The organism is Bradyrhizobium sp. GW821-FHT13H05, assembly GCF_058804065.1.
Genome location: NZ_JBXAPO010000013.1, coordinates 142,275 through 160,890, shown reverse-complemented (window position 1 = coordinate 160,890; position 18,616 = coordinate 142,275). Strand labels below are relative to the sequence as shown.

Genomic DNA, 18,616 nt, shown 5'->3' with positions numbered 1-18,616 from the left:
GACAGATTAGCGAAACTCGCTGACTGTGACCGCCGTGCGACGCTCCCTTGCACGGATGGCCCATTCCTCGTATGTACGGAATGCTGACGGCCGATATTTCCGGTTGTGTCGCATTCAGCCTCCCGGTGCAGCGCCGGAACTCTCAAGGTTTGGGAATTCCAGCGTTTTCCGTTCTCCTCTAAGTCCAGCGCGGTGCGCGGCAGCGAGGTGGAGCGGGTCAAGCCCCGGCGGCGGACGGTTCTCGGATACCAATTTTCCGGGACGGTTCTGACAGCGGCGCAACCCATTACCCGGCCCCTTGATCCCAAGGGGGCGGTTCCGATCCCAAGGCGAGCGCGCTCGCGCCATGCCTGGCCAACAGCAACTGATTGAGGGGCGGCCCCGCCGCCCAATGTTTCATACGGGCCGACGCTTGATGCGCCAGACTGTGCCGACGAATTCTGAAGGACCATTCGCGACGCTGCGGAGAGACAATCCCGCGCGCCGCTTCGGTCCTGAAGCTTCCGTTTCGGCAAGGCGCGAGAGACGGCGTTTCGGCCTTCCCCTCACCCCCGAATCAGGTGGACCGTCGCGTCACCCGGCAGCGCACATCGCGCCCACGGTCGATCGCGCCCGCCGCCGCCAAGAGTTAAGACATGCCCAACAAGATGTTGATCGATGCCACCCACCCGGAGGAGACCCGGGTCGTCGTGGTCCGCGGCAATCGCGTCGAAGAGTTTGATTTCGAGACCGCGCAACGCAAGCAACTGCGGGGAAATATCTACCTCGCCAAGGTCACCAGGGTCGAACCCTCGCTCCAGGCCGCCTTCGTCGAATATGGCGGCAACCGCCACGGCTTCCTCGCCTTCAGCGAAATCCATCCCGATTACTACCAGATCCCGGTCGCAGACCGGCAGGCGCTGATCGAGGCCGAGGAACAGGCCCATCGCGAGGCCGAGGAAGAGAGCGAGAACCGCTCGCACGGCCGCCGCCGCTCGCGCCACCGCAACGCCCGCCGCCGCGGTCATGGCGAACGCGTGCGCAGCGACGTCGTCGAGGGTGCGGACGCCGGCGTCCAGCCGGTCGAGGGCGCGGCGCTGCCGGAGCACATCGAGGGCGCTCCGCACGAGGGCGAGCATCTGCACGCCGATGCCGAGCATCACGGCGAACACGAAGGTCATGATCATCACGAGCATGATCATCATGACCATGATCACGGCGATCATGGGCATGACGACCATCACCACGCCCATGACGACGATCACCATCATGATCATGACGACCATGGTCATGCCGGCGAGCACGATCATCACGAGCATGATCATGCCGACGAGACGCCCGCGCCTGTCGCAGCCGTCGGTGCCGAACCCGTGGTCGCGACTGAGACCGCTGCCGAACCGCAGGAGGCCTACACCTCCGAAGCGCACGCCGAGGCTCTCGCCGAAGCCGTGACATCAGCCGCTGAACCGGCCGACGCCGTCTACGCTGCCGGCGAGAGCAGCGAGGCTCCTCATCAGGAGTCCGACGACGAGGAAGACGACGAGGACGAGGACGGCGAGGAAGCCGAAGAGGAACACGTCGAATCCGTCGGGGGCGACGACGTCATGGAGGAAGTGCCGGAGCGCACCTTCCGCCCGCGCCGCCAGTACAAGATCCAGGAAGTCATCAAGCGCCGCCAGGTCATGCTGGTGCAGGTCGTCAAGGAAGAGCGCGGCAACAAGGGCGCAGCGCTCACGACCTACCTGTCGCTCGCCGGCCGCTACGCCGTGCTGATGCCGAACACCGCGCGTGGCGGCGGCATCAGCCGCAAGATCACCAGCGCGCAGGACCGTTCCCGCCTCAAGGAAGTGGTGCAGGATCTCGACGTGCCCGAGGGCATGGGCATCATCCTGCGCACCGCGGGCGCCGCCCGCACCAAGCCTGAGATCAAGCGCGACTTCGAATATTTGATCCGGATGTGGGAGACGGTGCGCGACCTGACGCTGAAGTCGCAGGCCCCGACCCTGGTCTACGAGGAAGGCTCGCTGATCAAGCGCTCGCTGCGCGACCTCTACAACAAGGAGATCGACGAGATTTCGGTCGCCGGTGAATCCGGCTACCGCGAAGCGCGCGATTTCATGAAGATGCTGATGCCCGCCAATGTCAGCGCGGTGAAGCAGTATCGCGACGGCCAGCCGCTGTTCTCGCGCATGGGCGTCGAGAGCCAGCTGGACGCGATGTTCTCGCCGACCGTGCAGCTGCGTTCCGGCGGCTACATCGTCATCAACCAGACCGAGGCGCTGGTCTCGATCGACGTCAACTCCGGCCGCTCGACCCGTGAGCACCATATCGAGGACACCGCGCTCAAGACCAATCTGGAGGCGTCGGAAGAGGTCGCCCGCCAGCTCCGCCTGCGCGACCTCGCCGGCCTGATCGTCATCGACTTCATCGACATGGACGAGAAGCGCAACAACCGCGCGGTCGAGCGCAAGCTGTCCGACTGCCTCAGGCAGGATCGCGCGCGGATCCAGGTCGGCCGCATCTCGCATTTCGGCCTGCTCGAGATGTCGCGCCAGCGCATCCGCGCCAGCGTGCTTGAGAGCTCGACCGATCCCTGCCCGCATTGCGGCGGCACCGGCCATGTCCGCTCGGTGTCCTCGGTTGCACTTCAGCTGCTGCGCGGCCTCGAAGAGATTCTGATGAAGGGCGCGACCCACAATCTCGTGGTCCGCACCCGCACCGACGTCGCGCTCTATGTGCTGAACCACAAGCGTGGCCATCTGCGCGATCTCGAAAACGGCTTCAAGGTCACGCTCGCGGTCATCGCCGACCCCAGCGTCAGCGGTCCGCAGGCCTATCTCATCGACCGCGGCGAGCAGGTCCATACGCTGGAAGCAGCCAAGGCGCTGCTCGTGGCGCAGGCGGCTGCGAGCCCGCCGCCTCAGGCCGAAGAGGTCTATGACGACGAGGAGTTCGATCCGGAGCTGGAATCCGAGGTCGAGACCGAGGAGACCGAAGGTCTTTCCGAAGAGCAGGCTGCCGGTGAGGCAGCCCCCGACCAGGACGGTCAGCGCCGCAAGCGCCGCCGCCGCCGGCGCGGCCGCGGTGGCCAGCGCGACGGCGAGATCCGCGAGGATGGCGCCCCCACGCCGCCCGAGGCGGCTGTTGCCGCCGGCGAAGGCGACGAGGAGGCCGAGTCCGAGCAGGATGGCGAGGAAGGCGAGGAACAGGCAGCCCGTGGCGAGCAGCAGGGCAACAGCGAGCGCCGGCGCCGGCGTGGCCGCAGGGGCGGACGCCGTCGGCGCGGTAATGGCGAAGAGGGTCTTGCAGGCTCCATCGGCGACGAGCTCGCGGCCAATGCGCCGTCGGAAGCTGCCGACGCCGTGGCCGATTTCGACGGCGCCAGCGGCGAGATTGCGCCCTCGATCGCGCAGGCCGAGCACAGCTCGGAGCCGCAGTTCACCCAACCCGAACCGCGTGCCGAGGTGCAGGTCGCGGCACCGGCCCAGCCGGAGCCCGCACCCGCTCCTGCCGCAGCGGACGAAGAGCCCGCCGACGACAAGGCCGCGCGACGCCGCTCCACGGTCCGCGAAAAGGTGAGCTTCCTGTCGAGCAGCGCGAGCGAGCCGGCAGCACCGGTCGCGACAGCGCCAGAGCCGGTTGCTCCGCCCGCGCCGGCTCCTTCGCCGGAAGCGGCGACCGAAACTCCGGCCGCCCCGCGTCGCGCCGGCTGGTGGTCCCGCCGCTTCGGCGGCGGCGAATAAGCCGGACGCAGAATCAAAAAGACGCCCGGCCAAAAGCCGGGCGTTTTTCGTTTCAGAACTTGCCTACTCGCGCGCGGCGATCTGGCGGAGCTGGTCGTACAGATCCGGCGCTTCGCTGGTGCAGAGACAGACGCCCGTTGCGGAAGGTGCCTCGCCGGCGTTGAGATAGGCGTGCCCCATGGTGCTGTCGAGATAGATGCCGTCGCCCACGCCGAGGATCTCCCGTGCGTAGAACTCGGTGTGGACGGCAACGCGTCCGCTCGTCACCAGAAAATACTCCTCGCCGCCATGACGCAGCAGCGGGCCGAACTCCTCCAGCGAGCGCGCGCGGACCTCGGCCACGATCGGCACCATGCCTTTGCCGATCAGGTCGGTGCATTGATAGGTGTAGGTATAGAATTTCGTATTGATCACCTGGCCCTGCCCGGCCCGGCTGATGCTCCGCCGCGCGGTGACCGGCCGACCTTGCGCGGGCGCCGCGACCACCGGATTGAACAGCTCGGCGATCTCCATCTTCAGGCCCGCGGTGAGCTGGACCAGCTTGTCGTAGGTCAGCGACATCAGGCCATTCTCGACCTTGGACAAGGTCGAGAGCGCCATGCCGGTCCGCTCCGCCACCTGCTTGAGCGTCAGGCCGCGCGCCTGGCGGGCGGCCTTGAGGCATTGGCCGAGCTGCGAATTGGCCCCTTCGGGCGTCGTGATCTCGCTCATGCGACAACCCTATCACGGCGGCGGAAAAATTGTTGACCTATCGGTCTAATATTTTCGGCCAAGACTGGCCTTGGGCAGCTCGTTTGGTTGCCTGCTGGGCATCAGAGCCATGATTTGTGCATGGGACACACCGATTTGACGAATATTGGTGCGTCATCTTCACTTTCCGATATGCTAAATCGTTTTCATAATCTGAAAGGGGTTGGCGTTGTCCGAACTGTGCGATTCCAGTGCTGTTGAGCTGCGCCGCCTGCTGGCCACCAAGGCGATCTCGCCCGTCGAGCTGCTCGACGCCTGCCTGTCCCGCATCGCCACCGTCAACCCCGCCGTCAACGCCGTCGTGACGCTGGACGAGCCTGGGGCGCGCGCTGCCGCGAAAGAGGCCGAAGCGGCCATCCTGCGCGGCGAGGATCGCGGCGCGCTGCACGGGCTTCCCGTCCTGATCAAGGACACCCAGGACACCGCGGGCATGCGCTCCACCTATGGCAGCCCGATCCTGCGCGACAATATTCCGGCCGCCGACCAGGGCTCTGTCGCGCGCTTACGCGCCGCCGGCGCCATCATCTTCGGCAAGACCAACACGCCGGAATGGGCGGCGGGCGGCAACACCCGTAACCCCGTGTTCGGCGCGACCGGCAATCCCTTCGACCCCTCGCGCTCGGCGGCCGGCTCCTCCGGTGGTTCGGCGGTCGCGCTCGCCTGCGGCATGGCCCCGCTCGCCTCGGGCTCCGACACCGGCGGCTCCTTGCGCAATCCGGCCGGCTTTTCCGGCATCGTCGGCATGCGTCCCTCCTACGGTCTCGTGCCCAGCGAGAAGCGCATCTTCGGCTGGTCGAACCTGTCGACCGACGGACCGATGGCGCGCAATGTCGCCGACGCCGCGTTGATGCTGTCGGTGATGGCGAGCGACGATGCCCGCGATCCCTTGGCCTACACGCTGCCCGGCGAGCCCGTGCGAGCGCGCGCCGAGCGCTGGGCCGCACCACGCCCGGCAGAGCTCGGCAAGCTGCGTCTGGCTTTCACCGAAGACTTCGGCTTCGCACCGACCGAGCAAGCGATCCGCCGCGTGTTCCGCGCGCGCGTGAACAAGCTCGCGCCGCTGTTCGCAGAAAGCCGCGAGGCCACCCCAGACTGCTCAGGCGCCGACGATGCCTTCGCCGTGCTGCGTGCAGGCCTGTTCCTGGCGATGCACGGCAAGAACTACAAAGAGCGTCCCGAGATGCTCGGCCCCAATGTTCGCGCCAATGTCGAGGAAGGCCTCGGCTATTCGCTCGAAGACCACGGGCGCGCCGCCCTGACACAGACGCGGATCTATCGCGCCTACCAGACCTTCTTTGAAACCTGCGACGTGCTGATCAGCCCGACGATTACGCTCAGTCCACGTCCATGGTCGGAGCTCTATCCCGCCGAGATCGACGGCGTGCCGACCAAATCCTATTTCCACTGGCTCGCGCTCGCTTACGCCGTGACGCTTCCCGGCCATCCCGCGATCAGCATTCCGCTCGGCCTCGACGAAGCCGGCCTGCCGTTCGGCCTTCAAATCGTGGGCCCGCGCGGCGGCGATGCCATCGTGCTCTCGGTTGCCGCGAGCATCGAGGCTGCATTCGCCGACGATATGCAAATGTGCCGGCCCGTGCCTGACCTCGCACGGCTTGCCGCAGCGCCGCCGCTGTCGGCCGCGCCCGATTTTCTCACCTGGGAATGACCCGGGCCTGACAGGAGATTTCTGCCGATGCGAAGTGCAATCATTCTCGGCGGGGGCATGGTGGGCGTGGGCGCCGCGCTGCATCTGCAGCGCCGCGGCTGGTCGGTCACGCTGGTCGATCGCAGGGAGCCCGGCCGCGAGACAAGCTATGGCAATGCAGGCATGATCCAGGCGGAAGCGGTGCGTCCCTATCCGATGCCGCGCGACCTCGCCACGCTCATGAAGATCGCGACCGGTCGTACCAACGACGTGCGCTACAGCCTGTCGTCGCTTCATCGCCATATCGAACCCCTGCTCCGCTATTGGTGGCATTCGGCGCCGAAGCGCCACCGCGAGGCGATCGTCGGCTGGGCGCGGCTGATCGCCTACGCGACGCCGGAGCACGACGTCCTCATTCGCGAAGCCCACGCCGACAATCTGATCCGCCGCGCGGGCTATCGGGCCGTGTATCGCGACGACGCCGCCCTGGAGCACTCGATCAAGGACGCCGAACAAGACCAGCGCGAATTCGGCGTGAATTTTCGCGTTCTCTCCGGCGGCGAGCTCGCCAGAGCCGAGCCGATCCTGCGCGACGATCTGCCGGGCGCGATCCACTGGCTCGATACCTGGACCGTGTCCGATCCCGGTGCACTGGTCACCGCCTATGCCGAGCTGTTCCAGCGCCTCGGCGGCACGATCGTGCTCGGCGATGCGCAGTCGCTGCAACAGACTGCAACCGGCTGGTCGGTCGACACCGACAAGGGCCGCATCGACGCCGCCAACGCCGTCGTGACGCTCGGGCCGTGGTCGCCCGACCTTCTCCAGAAATTCGGCTATCGCATCCCGCTGGTGCGCAAGCGCGGCTACCACATGCATTACAGCGGCGGCGCGTCGCTCGACCTGCCCATGGTCGACAAGGGCAATGGCTATGCCATGGGTCCGATGGCCAAGGGCATCCGCATCACCACCGGCGCCGAGCTGACCGGACCGGACGCACTCGCAACACCGGTGCAGCTCGCCAGCGCGGAGGCCTCCGCGCGCGAGCTGATCGATCTCGGCAAGCGCGTCGAGCCGGATCCTTGGTTCGGCACCCGCCCCTGCACGCCCGACATGCTGCCGGTGCTCGGCCCCGCCCCGCGCCATCCCGGCCTCTGGATGAACTTCGGCCACGGCCACCAGGGATTTACGCTGGGGCCCGCCACGGGGCGCCTGCTTGCCGAGATGATGAGCGGCGAAACGCCGTCGATCGATCCGACGCCGTACCGGCCCGAGCGGTTTTAAGTCATCGGCGCAGAATGTCCTGTTTCCCGAGGAAGCCTGCAACTTCATCACATCGCCGTTTAATCCAGACTTCGACCCTTCCCGCGTCTTGTTCGGGCTCGCAGTCCGAGTAGTAATACGGCGGGGATACACGCGGGTATTGGTTCTGGAGCCTCACGTGCGAACGCTGATAGCGCTGCTTCTGCTCTTCGTCACCGTTGCTCACGCCGAAGACCGCAGACTGTTGCCGGGTTTGATCAGCGTGCCGATGCTGTTGCCCGTCAGGATTTCCGGCAAGGATTTGACGTTGGACAGCTATATCATTCGACCGGATCGTCCCGGCCGATTTCCGTTGGTCATCATGACCCATGGCACTCCGGGCGGATGGGATGACGCGTTCTTCCGCAACATTGCCAATCGCACTCCGACCGCTTTCAACACAGCAGCCGTCGCTCTCGCCCAGCGTGGCTATGCGACCCTGTCCATCATGCGTCGCGGCTTCGGCCTGTCCGGAGGAGGCTATTCCGAGCAACTGTTCAGACCCTGTGATTACCTCGCGGCCGAACGCGTTGCCGCAGACGATATCATTGTGGCGATGGCGGCGGCTCGACGCGAGCCGTGGGTTGACCCCGACCACATCCTGCTGCTGGGCCATTCGACTGGCGGATTGACGATGCTCGCCGTAGCTGAACGAAATCCCGTGGGCGTGGTCGGAGTTCTGAACTTCGACGGTGGTTACCACTCGATGGCCAAGCCGGACGAAACCTGCAGTCCGGACCGTCTGATCGGCACGGTGGCAGCACTCGGCCGCACCGCTCGTGTAGCCTCGCTTTGGCTCTACGCTGAAAACGACCTATCATATGGCCCTGAGCTGGCGCGCCAGATGCTCGCCGCATATACGACTGGCGGCGCACCGGCGCGATTGCATATCCTGCCGCCCTTCGGAACTGACGGTCACGATTTCATCATCAGGGCTTCGGCCGACAGCTGGCTTCCCGTCGTCGAGCCATTCCTCGCCGAGCTTGGGTTGCCGACCGCGGTCACGGTCGATCTACCGGAACCTGCCCAGCTTTCATCGCCTGCGGGTCTTTCATCCGACTGCCAGCAAGCGTTCGCCGGTTACGTCGCCATTCGCAGCGACACCAAGGCATTTGCCATCGACGGCAAGGGAGGCTGTGGCTTGGCCCGCGCCAGCCGGACGGTCGCGGAAGCGCGCGACAAATCCATCGCGGAATGCCAAAGCAACAGCTTCGGCACAGCGTGCCACGTGTATGCGGTCGGCCAGAATATTACAGAACATTGATCGACGGGTCCGCTCGTCAGCCTGCTCAGCCATGTGCTGACCGTGAGTCACGTCTAGTCAGCGCATTTGGCGGCAAGCACCGCGAGCGCAGCCGACAGCCGCATCAGCGGGTCGTCCCATTCACGCGGGCTGCGCTGGCGGAACAGCCGCATGGTCGGATACCACGGACTGTCCTCGCGATCGCGCAGCCAGCGCCAGTCGAGCGCGTAAGGCGTCAGCATCCACACCGGACGGCCGAGCGCACCGGCAAGGTGCGCCACCGACGTGTCGACGGCGATGACGAGATCGAGCGCCGCGACCGCGGCGGCGGTATCGGCGAAATCACCGAGCGACGGCGCAAGGTCGATGATGTCCTCGCCAAGCGCCGCGAGCACCTCAGCATCCCCAGGCCGCGGCTCCTTCTGCAGGCTGTAGAGCTGCACGCCCGGCAGCACGAGGCGCGGCAGCACGACCGCGGCAGGCAACGACCGTTGCCGGTCGCCCTTGTGCCTGGCATTGCCGGCCCAGACCACGCCGACCTTCAGCGCCGTCACATCCGCGAGCGCCGCGCGCCAGCGTGACAGTTTGGCGGGATCGGGATGCAGATAGGGAATCTTGGCTGGAATGGTGTCGAGCGTGGTACTGAAGATGCGCGGCAGGCTCAACAGCGGCAGTTGCAGGTCGAACGGCGGCAGCGGTTCGCCGCGGGGGATCACGGTGACATCGGGGAGCTGTCGCAGCAGCGAGGCCAGCGCGGGCTGAACCTGCAGGATGATCCTGCCGCCCTTTGCCGTCAGCATCGGAAGATAGCGCACGAAATGCAGGGCATCGCCGAGCCCGTATTCGGCAAACACCAACAGCGTGCGGCCGTCGTGCGGCTCGCCCTGCCATTCCGGCTCGCTGAAGATCGGATCGCCATCCGACAACATCTTGCAATGTCGGCGCCACCGATACGCTTCGAACCCGTTTGCGAAGTCGCCGTTCATCAGCAGGAAATGCGCATGATTGTAATGGGCGATCGGCCGCTCCGGATCAAGCGCAATGGCCCGGTGTGAGACCGCGAGCGCCTCGTCGATCTCGCCGGCATTGCGCAGCGCGACCGCGAGATTGCCATGCGCTCTGCCGTAAGAGGCGTTGGCGGCAATGGCGCGCCGGTGTGCGGCCACCGCGTCGTCGATACGGTCCAGCTTCTCGTAGATGACGCCGAGATTGGTGAGGGCCGGCGCGTGATCCGGCTTCAACGATAGCGCATGCCCGCAAGCCGCGATCGCATCATCGAACATGCCGAGCTCGCAAAGGCAGGCGCCGAGATTGGTTGCAACCATATGATCGGCCGGATCGAGCACAAATGTCCGCCTGTAAACCTCGGCGGCCTCGCGCTGGTAGCCGGCCTCTTGCAGGACAAGTCCAAGGACGCGCAGGGCGGCGACGTTATTCGGCGCCAGCGCGGCAGCGCGACGATACTGGGCGATCGCGTCCTCGAGCAGCCGCTGGCCATAGAGCGCTGCGCCGAGATTGCACAGGACCTGGGGATTGTCGGGATCAGCGGCGACTGCGCAACGGTAGGCGGCCGTGGCCTCGCCATGCCGGCTCTGGTCCACAAGGAGATTGCCGAGATTGAGCCAGACGCCGCGATAGGACGGCTCCCGCGCGATGACGGCGCGAAAGGCTTCTTCTGCTTCGGTCAGCCGCCCCTGCTCGGCAAGCACGACGGCGAGGTTGAAGCAGGCCCGCGTCAGATGCGCATCGAGCGCCAGCGCGCGGCGATAGGCGACCTCGGCCTCGTCGAAGCGGGCGAGCTCGCCGAGCGAAACGCCGAGCTTGTTGTGCAGGCCGGCATCATCAGGCCGTCGCACCAGCGCGCGCCGGAAGGCCGCCACCGCTCCCTCCTGCTCGCCTTTCACCGCCAGTGCATCGCCGAGCGTGACCAGCGCCGGCGCGTGCTCGGGATCGACGCTGAAGATGCGGCCGAGCAGCGCGGCGCCGTCAGCCGCGCGGTCGGTGACGAAGGCGGCGACGGCGGCCAGATGCAGCGCCGGGACATGATCCGGATCGGCCTTCAGAACCTCCGCGCAGAGCGCATCCGCCTGGTCCGGTCGCCCCGCCGCAAAGTGTTCCGCCGCCTGCACCACAATCGGATTCACAGCCGCATTGCCCACGATACCACCCACCCCTTCGAGGTCCGAGATGCGGGTTAAACGCGCGAGCTCGAAAATTCCGTCAGTCGGCGCGCTCGGCGAGCAGTTGTCTGATGCGCTCGGCGTCATCAGGTGTGGCCGGGTTGTAGACGATCATGCTGAGATCGGAGCGGCCCTCGACGTTGAAGCTCGAACAATCGAACGACATGGTGCCGTGAACGGGGTGCCGCAGCCGCTTGGTGCCGTCGCCATGATGGCGCACGTCATTGTCGCGCCAGAGAGCTGCGAATTCCGGACTGGTGCGGCAGAGCTCGTCGACGAAATCGGCGACATGCGAGACAGCACCTGCACGCGCCGCATCCGCCCGGAATGCCGCCACGACGAAGCGCGCGACGCTATCCCAATCGTATTGCGCTGCGCGCACGCGCGGATCGCAGAAGATGAAACGCAGGATGTTGCGTTGTCCCGGCGGGATCGCGCCGTAGTCCGTCAGCACGACGGTTGCCGCGCGGTTCCAGGCGACGACGTCCCAGGTCGCGGTCCGCACCAGCGCGGGACTGAATGCGAGCGCGTCGAGCACGCGCTGCAGTCGCGGCGAGACGCCTTCCATCGCCTGGTAGCGCACCTCGGGCAGGCGGCCGAGGCCGATCAGGAACAAATGCTCGCGCTCGACGTCGGTCAGCATCAGGGCGCGAGCGATGCGGTCGAGCACGTCGGCCGATGGCGCCCCGCCCCGGCCCTGCTCCAGCCAAGTGTACCAGGTCGGGCTGATATTGGCGCGCTGGGCCACCTCCTCGCGCCGCAGGCCGGGCGTGCGCCTGCGGCTGCCGGCGAAGCCGAAAGCGGCGGCATCCAGACGCGTGCGGCGGTCCTTCAGGTACGTCCCGAGCAGGTTCTCGGCTGTGGCGGTCTCGCTCATCCTGTTAGCCATTATACCCCGATAACGTCACTACTTTACCTGGATAATCCTAGCGCAGATGGTCGTCTCCACCAACCCTTTGGAGACTGCTCATGCGTGTATTCGTCACTGGCGCCACCGGCTTCGTCGGCTCCGCCGTCGTTCGCGACCTGATCGCCGCCGGCCATCGCGTCACCGGCCTTGCCCGGACCGATGAAGGTGCGGCCGCAATCACCGCGCTGGGCGCCGAGGTCCATCGCGGCTCGCTGGAGGATCATGCGTCCTTGCGTAGCGGCGCGGCGGCTTCCGACGGCGTGCTGCACCTTGCCTTCAACCACGATTTCTCGAAGTTTGCCGACAATTGCGAGCTCGATCGCCGCGCCATCCTCGCGCTCGGCGAAGAGCTGAAAGGCTCCGAACGTCCGCTCATCGTTACCTCTGGCGTGGCGCTGCTGGCGCCGGGACGGCTGGCGACCGAGGATGATGCGGCGGCCCGTCACTTCCCGCGCGTCTCGGAAGCGACCGCCGAAGATCTCATGCAGCAAGGCGTCCGCGCCGGCATCGTGCGGCTGCCGCCGACGACCCATGGCGAGGGCGACCACGGCTTTGTCCCGCGCCTGATCGCGATCGCGCGCGAGAAAGGCACCGCAGCCTATATCGGCGACGGCATGAACCGCTGGCCGGCCGCACATCGCTTCGATGCGGCGCGCGTCTATCGCCTCGCGCTGGAGCAAGGCGCAACTGCGGGACGCTATCATGCGATCGCCGAGGAAGGCGTACCGTTCAAGGTGATCGCGGAGGTGATCGGCAAACGGCTCGGCGTGCCGGTGGTCTCGAAATCCACTGATGAAGCCGAGCAGCATTTCGGCTGGTTCGCGCGATTTGCGGCCGTCGACGTTCCGACCTCGAGCGCGAAGACGCGTGCCCTCCTCGGCTGGGAACCCAAAGAAAAAGGGCTGATCGAGGATCTCGACCAGCCCTATTACTTCAAGGCCTGACGGCGCCCGGCACCGCCAGTGCAGATCAGTCCGTCGTGACAGCGGTTTCCATGTCGGTCGGATCGATCTGCCTGGCGAGGTTGGCGTTGAGCTTGTCGCGATCGAGCTCACCCTCCCACCAGGCGACGATCACGCAGGCCACGCCGTTGCCGCACAGATTGGTCAGCGCGCGGCACTCGCTCATGAACTTGTCGATGCCGAGCACGATCGCCATGCCCGGCACGAGGCGCGGATCGACCACGGCGAGCGTTGCGGCCAGCGTGATGAAGCCCGCTCCCGTGATGCCCGAGGCGCCCTTCGAGGTCAGCATCGCCACGACCAGGATCGTGAGCTGCTGGCCGAAGGTGAGATCGAAGCCGAGCGCCTGCGCGATGAACAGCGTCGCCAGCGTCATGTAGATGTTGGTGCCGTCGAGATTGAACGAGTAACCCGTGGGCACCACGAGGCCGACCACCGACTTGGAGCAGCCGAGACGTTCGAGCTTCTCCATCAGGGACGGCAGCGCGCTTTCCGACGAGGAGGTACCGAGCACGATCAGGAGCTCGTCCTTGATATAGGCCAGGAACTTGAAGATCGAGAAGCCCGCAAGCCGCGCGATGATGCCGAGCACCACGAACACGAACAGCGCGGCGGTCAGATAGAACGTCGCGATCAGACCCATCAGGTTGAGGATTGCGCCGGTCCCGAACTTGCCGATGGTGAAAGCCATCGCGCCAAACGCACCGATTGGCGCTGCGCGCATCACGATCGAGATCACGCCGAACACGGCATGCGCGGCGTCGTCGATGAAGCTGCGGATCACATGGCCGCGCTCGCCGAGCCCCATGATGGCAAAGCCGAACAGCACCGAGAACAGCAGCACCTGCAGGATCTCGCCCTGCGCGAAGGCACCGACCACGGTGTCCGGAATGATGTGCAGGATGAAGTCGACCGACTTCTGACCTTCGGCCTGCTTGGCGTAATTGGCGACGGCCTGCGCGTTGGCCGCGGCGCTGCCGAAGCCGGCGCCCGGCCTGACGAGATTGCCGACCAGCAGCCCGATCACCAGCGCGAAGGTCGAGACGATCTCGAAATAGACCAGCGCCTTGACGCCGATGCGGCCGACCTTCTTGGCGTCCTGGATGTGAGCGATGCCGGAGACCACGGTGCAGAAGATGATCGGGGCGATCACCATCTTGATCAGCTTGATGAAGCCGTCGCCGAGCGCCTTGATCCAGTCGTTGGTGGCAACCGTCGGCCAGAGCCAGCCGACGATGGCGCCGAGCACGATCGCGATCAGCACCTGGACGTAGAGAACCTTGTACCACGGCTTGGCTGCGGCTGGCGCTGTCGGCGCCGCCACCATCGTTGTCGTCGTCATTGTTTCACTCCCCCTCACACTCGGAGCCAGCCAAGATCAACTTGGCCGGGCCTGTCAATTGGAACTGCTTGGAATGGCGCGCTTTACCCGCGGCGATCGATGATCCGGCGGGCCGCCGGCATCAGTGCCGCGCCCAGCGCGTTCTTGACCAGCGAGGCCGCGATGAACGGCGCGAGGCCAACCTGCCAGGCCTTGGTCATGCCAAGGCCGACGCCGAAGGCCAGCCAGCCGAACCCGGCGGCCAGAATGACGATGTGGCCGACGGCCATCGCCGCAAACAGCAGCACCACGCCGCGATCCCAGCCGCGCTCGGCGAGCCATCCGGTGACGAAGGCAGCCAGCACGAAGCCGAACAGATAGCCGGCGGTCGGGCCGACCAGCGGCGCAATCCCGCCGACCGGGCCGGCGAACACCGGCAGGCCGAGCGCGCCCTCGGCGAGGTAGGCGATCATGGTTGCGCTCCCAAGGCGCCAGCCATAGGCAGCGCCGATCATCAGCACCACCAGCGTCTGCAACGTCATGGGCACGTAAGGCAGCGGCAGGTTCACCTTGGCCGACAGCGTCATCAGCGCGGTGCCGAGCGCGATCAGCACGACGGCGCGCAAGCTGCCCACGGTTTCACCCGGGCGGGTCGGCCACATCAATGCGGCGAGAGAAGAATGCGGTGCAGCAGAGGACGGGACGGATCGGTCAGACAAGGTGAACTCCGGAAGGCTGGTCAAAGCTGGCGGCTATTTAAGCCAGTGAGCGATCCGGTCAACTGCCTCCCGCATCTCGGCTGCCGAACGCGCATAGGAGAATCGTATGAACGAGCGGCCATGGATAGGATCGAAATCGACGCCTGGCGTTGCCGCGACATGGGCTTGTTCCAGCATCTGCTTGGCGAATTCGAAACTGTCGGAGGTGAAGTCCGAGACGTCGGCATAGAGATAGAAGGCACCATCAGCGGGCAGGAACTTGCTGAGGCCCGCCTTGGGCAATCCCTCGATCAGAATGCGCCGGTTCTCCTGATAGCCGTGCTTGATCTCCTCCATCTCGGCCGCGCCATCGAAGGCGGCTTCGGCCGCGATCTGCGACAGCGACGGCACCGAGATCGAGAGGTTCTGCTGGAGCCGCTCGATCGGCCGCACCAGGATCTCGGGCACGACCATCCAGCCGACACGCCACCCGGTCATGCAGAAATACTTCGAGAACGAGTTGATCACGAGTGCGTGGTCCGACAGCGCCGCCGCCGTCACCGCCGGAAACGCATAGTCGAGCCCGTGATAGATCTCGTCCGAGATGAAGCGAATGCCGGCGTCTTCCGCCGCTGCGATCAAGCCGGCGAGCGCCTCCTTGGACATCATCGTCCCCGTCGGATTGGCGGGGCTGCCGACCAGCACGCCCTTCAGCGGCGCCTTGCGATGCGCCGCCAGCAGTGCCTCGCCGGTGAGCGCATGACGCGTCTCGTTCGTGGTCTCGATCAGCACCGGCTCGCAGCCGAGCGCGGTGAGGATGTGACGGTACGGCGGATAACCCGGCACCGTCACGGCGACACGGTCGCCGGGCTCGAACATCGCCAGGAAAGCCAAAATGAACCCGCCGGAGGAGCCCGTGGTCACCACGATCCGTTCGGGGCTGACGTCGCAGCCATAGGCATCGCGGTAGTGCCGGGCGATACGCTCGCGCAGGCTCGGGATACCGAGCGCGGAGGTATAGTCGATCCGGCCCGCCTCGAGCGCCGCATGGGCGGCGGCAATCGCGGTCCTCGGCGCCCCGGCCGCGGGCTGGCCGACCTCCATATGGATGACATGGCCGCCGGCCGCCTCGATTCGGGCCGCCGCGGCCATAACGTCCATCACCATGAACGGGGGAACGTCGCTGCGGCGGGAGGGCTCGAGCCACTGCCCTAACCGGTTCCTCAATGTCGCATCGTGCATCGATTTCTGCTATTTCGCTGGCGAACCGGTCGGTCCGGTCCGGGAACGGGGCGCTTGCGCCCCAGACTGGCCGTATTGTACGGCTCATAAGGGCATATCGCGTATCCGGTCCGCCGCCAATCGCCAAAACCAATCACGAAACTGCTTGCCAAGACCACTTGCAAGACCACTTGACCGAGCCCGTTTGACCAAGACCGCTTGATGTTGCTCCAGATCGCATTGCGCAAGAAGGCCTCCGCCCTCACCGCCCTGGTCACCGCCGCGGCGATCGCGTTGTTGCCGGTCCCGGCTGCGCGCGCGCAGGCCAAGGGTCCGCCGATCCTGCGCGACACCGAGACCGAGCAGCTGCTGCGCGAATACACCCGCCCGATCCTGCGCGTCGCCGGTCTGGAAAAGCAGAACATCCAGATGGTGATCATCAACGAAGCCTCGTTCAACGCCTTCGTCGCGGACGGCCGCCGCATCTTCGTCAATTACGGCGCGATCCTCCAGTCGGAGACGCCGAACCAGATCATCGGCGTGCTCGCGCACGAGACCGGGCACCTGGCCGGCGGCCATCTGTCCAAGCTGCGCGAGCAGCTCTCCAATGCCCAGACCCAGATGATCATCGCGATGCTGCTCGGCGCCGGCGCGATCGCAGTGGGCAGCACCCGCGGCAGCAACAGCGCCGGCAACAACGGCCTCGCCAATGCCGGTGCGGCCGCAATCGCCGGTCCGCAGGAGATGATCCGCCGGACGCTGCTGTCCTATCAGCGCCAGCAGGAGGAGAACGCCGACCGTGCCGGCGTGAAATTCCTGACCGCGACCCAGCAGTCGCCGAAGGGCATGTACGAGACCTTCAAGCGCTTCACCAGCGAGAGCCTGTTCGCGGCACGCGGCGCCGATCCCTATCTGCAGTCGCACCCGATGCCCGCCGAGCGCGTCGCCGCGCTCCAGGAGTTCGCCAGCTCCAGCCCCTATTGGGACAAGAAGGACGATCCTGCGCTCCAGCTCCGCCACGACATGGTGCGCGCCAAGATCTCGGCCTTCATGGAACGGCCGGAGACGGTGTATCGCCGCTACCCGCAGACCAACGACAGCATGCCGGCGCGCTATGCCCGCGCCATCAGCACCTATCTGCACGGTGATCTGCGCAGTGCGCTCGCCCAGATCGACGCGCTGATCCAGGTCCAGCCCAACAACCCGTACTTCTACGAGGTCCGCGGCCAGGCCCTGCTGGAAAGCGGCAAGCCCGCCGAGGCGATCGCTCCCCTGCGCAAGGCTGTCGCACTCTCCAACAACGCCCCCCTCATCGAGATGTTACTTGGGCAAGCTCTGGTTGGAACCGATAATAAGGCCTACACCGACGACGCCGTTCGGATTCTCCGTGCCGCGGTGACACGGGAGCCCGAGGCGCCGCTTGGCTATACCCAGCTCGCGATGGCCTACGGCCGCAAGGGCGACTATGCCGAGGCGGATCTCGCCTCGGCCCAGGCCGCTTACCTGCGCGGCGACAACAAGACCGCCCGCGAGCTCGCCACGCGCGCGAAAACCCGTTTCGCCGTCGGTACGCCCGGATGGGTCAAGGCCGACGACATCGTCGCGGCGAAGCCGTCGCGCAACTAACGAAAACTGGAACGACGCCTGATACCACGACGTCACGACACCGAGCTTTGAGTCCGCCGGGACGTTTTCCGAAACCTGCTTTGGATAAGAGGATTTGCCTATGCCTTCGCTGCGCCTGCTTGCTCCCGCGCTGTTTGCGCTCGCCATGTTCGGCGCAGTCGCGCCCGCGTCGGCCGACAGCTTCTCCGATGCCCAGCGCACCGACATCGAGGCGATCATCAAGAACTACCTGATCAGCCATCCCGAGGTGCTCGAGGATGCCATGGCCGAGCTCACCAAGCGTCAGGCCGCAGCCGAGACGCAGAAGCACGAGGCCAGCATCGCGCAGAACTCGGATGCGATCTTCAACTCGCCGCGCCAGGTCGTGCTCGGCAACAAGGACGGCGACGTCACCTTCGTCGAGTTCTTCGACTACAATTGCGGCTATTGCAAACGCGCCATGGGCGACATGCTCGACCTCATGAAGGCCGATCCGAAGCTCAAGGTCGTGCTGAAGGAATTTCCGGTGCTGAGCCAGGGCTCGGTGGAAGCCGCGCAAGTCGCGGTCGCCGTGCGCATGCAGGATCCCACCGGCAAGAAATATCTCGACTTCCACCAGAAGCTGCTCGGCGGCCGCGGCGCGGCCGACAAGGCACGCGCGATGCAGGCGGCCAAGGAGGCCGGCCTCGACACCGCGAAGATCGAGAAGGACCTCGCCAGCCCCGAAGTGCGCGCCACCATCGAGGAGAACTTCAAGCTCGCTGAAGCGATGGGCATGAACGGCACGCCGAGCTACGTGATCGGCAAGCAGATCGTGATCGGCGCCGTCGGCCTCGAAGGCCTCAAGGAAAAGATCGGCGTCGCCCGCTGCGGCAAGGCGACCTGCTAACAAGGCGACTTGCTAACAACGCGACCTGCTGATCGCGCAGTTCAACGTCACGCATGAAGCGAGGCCGGCTGAAAAGCCGGCCTTTTCGTTGTGCGCTGCTGTCACCGCGATCGTGTCCAAATCCGACGCGCGCATTCATCTGGCGTTCAACAAACAAATCCCCCGGAACCC

At 65.9% G+C, this 18,616-nt stretch carries 14 protein-coding genes; 7 read left to right on the top strand and 7 right to left on the bottom strand.

The genetic code is table 11. From position 1 onward, the window contains the following. Window positions 1–545 precede the first annotated feature (545 nt). Window positions 546–1,304: a hypothetical protein gene (locus AC1RR3_RS30050; protein ID WP_492827454.1), complete on the bottom strand. Its 759-nt coding sequence runs from the start codon at window positions 1,302–1,304 to the stop codon at window positions 546–548. Window positions 1,305–1,349: 45 nt separating this feature from the next. Between AC1RR3_RS30050 and AC1RR3_RS30045 the strand changes: the two genes are divergently transcribed. After that, a complete protein-coding gene (locus tag AC1RR3_RS30045) occupies window positions 1,350–3,722 on the top strand; it encodes an Rne/Rng family ribonuclease (protein ID WP_492827452.1) in 2,373 nt (790 codons plus the stop codon). 63 nt (window positions 3,723–3,785) lie between these two features. Here AC1RR3_RS30045 and AC1RR3_RS30040 read toward each other — a convergent pair whose 3' ends face one another. Next, a complete protein-coding gene (locus tag AC1RR3_RS30040) occupies window positions 3,786–4,433 on the bottom strand; it encodes a helix-turn-helix domain-containing protein (RefSeq protein WP_492827450.1) in 648 nt (215 codons plus the stop codon). 208 nt (window positions 4,434–4,641) lie between these two features. Between AC1RR3_RS30040 and AC1RR3_RS30035 the strand changes: the two genes are divergently transcribed. The 3 genes from AC1RR3_RS30035 (at window position 4,642) to AC1RR3_RS30025 (ending at window position 8,680) form a co-directional block, all read left to right on the top strand. Further along, entirely contained in the window at window positions 4,642–6,138 is a 1,497-nt protein-coding gene (locus tag AC1RR3_RS30035; protein ID WP_492827449.1) for an amidase, read from the top strand. A 27-nt stretch (window positions 6,139–6,165) separates the two neighbouring features. Further along, on the top strand, window positions 6,166–7,398 hold the full coding sequence (locus AC1RR3_RS30030) for an NAD(P)/FAD-dependent oxidoreductase (RefSeq protein ID WP_492827447.1): 1,233 nt from the start codon (window positions 6,166–6,168) through the stop codon (window positions 7,396–7,398). Window positions 7,399–7,555: 157 nt separating this feature from the next. Continuing rightward, window positions 7,556–8,680 (top strand): alpha/beta hydrolase family protein, encoded by a 1,125-nt coding sequence (locus AC1RR3_RS30025; RefSeq protein ID WP_492827445.1) that lies wholly within the window; start codon window positions 7,556–7,558, stop codon window positions 8,678–8,680. Window positions 8,681–8,733: 53 nt separating this feature from the next. Here AC1RR3_RS30025 and AC1RR3_RS30020 read toward each other — a convergent pair whose 3' ends face one another. Further along, a complete protein-coding gene (locus AC1RR3_RS30020) occupies window positions 8,734–10,830 on the bottom strand; it encodes a tetratricopeptide repeat protein (protein WP_492827443.1) in 2,097 nt (698 codons plus the stop codon). Window positions 10,831–10,879: 49 nt separating this feature from the next. Beyond that, window positions 10,880–11,716 (bottom strand): helix-turn-helix transcriptional regulator, encoded by an 837-nt coding sequence (locus AC1RR3_RS30015; protein ID WP_492827441.1) that lies wholly within the window; start codon window positions 11,714–11,716, stop codon window positions 10,880–10,882. Window positions 11,717–11,808: 92 nt separating this feature from the next. On the opposite strand from AC1RR3_RS30015, the gene AC1RR3_RS30010 reads away from it, so the two are divergent. Next, window positions 11,809–12,693 carry an SDR family oxidoreductase gene (locus AC1RR3_RS30010; RefSeq protein WP_492827439.1) on the top strand — a complete coding sequence of 295 codons (885 nt, stop codon included), beginning with the start codon at window positions 11,809–11,811 and terminating at the stop codon, window positions 12,691–12,693. 25 nt (window positions 12,694–12,718) lie between these two features. Here the strand turns inward: AC1RR3_RS30010 and AC1RR3_RS30005 are convergent, their stop codons facing one another. The 3 genes from AC1RR3_RS30005 to AC1RR3_RS29995 all read right to left on the bottom strand — a co-directional run bounded on the left by AC1RR3_RS30005 (window position 12,719) and on the right by AC1RR3_RS29995 (window position 15,972). Then, window positions 12,719–14,053 (bottom strand): dicarboxylate/amino acid:cation symporter, encoded by a 1,335-nt coding sequence (locus tag AC1RR3_RS30005; RefSeq protein WP_492827437.1) that lies wholly within the window; start codon window positions 14,051–14,053, stop codon window positions 12,719–12,721. 83 nt (window positions 14,054–14,136) lie between these two features. Continuing rightward, on the bottom strand, window positions 14,137–14,694 hold the full coding sequence (locus tag AC1RR3_RS30000; RefSeq protein ID WP_492827507.1) for a biotin transporter BioY: 558 nt from the start codon (window positions 14,692–14,694) through the stop codon (window positions 14,137–14,139). 90 nt (window positions 14,695–14,784) lie between these two features. Then, the gene (locus tag AC1RR3_RS29995; RefSeq protein WP_492827435.1) at window positions 14,785–15,972 is read right to left on the bottom strand and encodes a pyridoxal phosphate-dependent aminotransferase; all 1,188 of its coding nucleotides are present in this window, start codon (window positions 15,970–15,972) and stop codon (window positions 14,785–14,787) included. Window positions 15,973–16,173: 201 nt separating this feature from the next. Between AC1RR3_RS29995 and AC1RR3_RS29990 the strand changes: the two genes are divergently transcribed. Together AC1RR3_RS29990 and AC1RR3_RS29985 are read left to right on the top strand one after the other, a co-directional pair. Next, window positions 16,174–17,577, top strand: coding sequence for a M48 family metalloprotease (locus AC1RR3_RS29990; protein WP_492827433.1), 1,404 nt, complete (start codon window positions 16,174–16,176; stop codon window positions 17,575–17,577). Window positions 17,578–17,677: 100 nt separating this feature from the next. Continuing rightward, window positions 17,678–18,445: a DsbA family protein gene (locus tag AC1RR3_RS29985; protein ID WP_492827431.1), complete on the top strand. Its 768-nt coding sequence runs from the start codon at window positions 17,678–17,680 to the stop codon at window positions 18,443–18,445. Window positions 18,446–18,616: the final 171 nt, after the last annotated feature.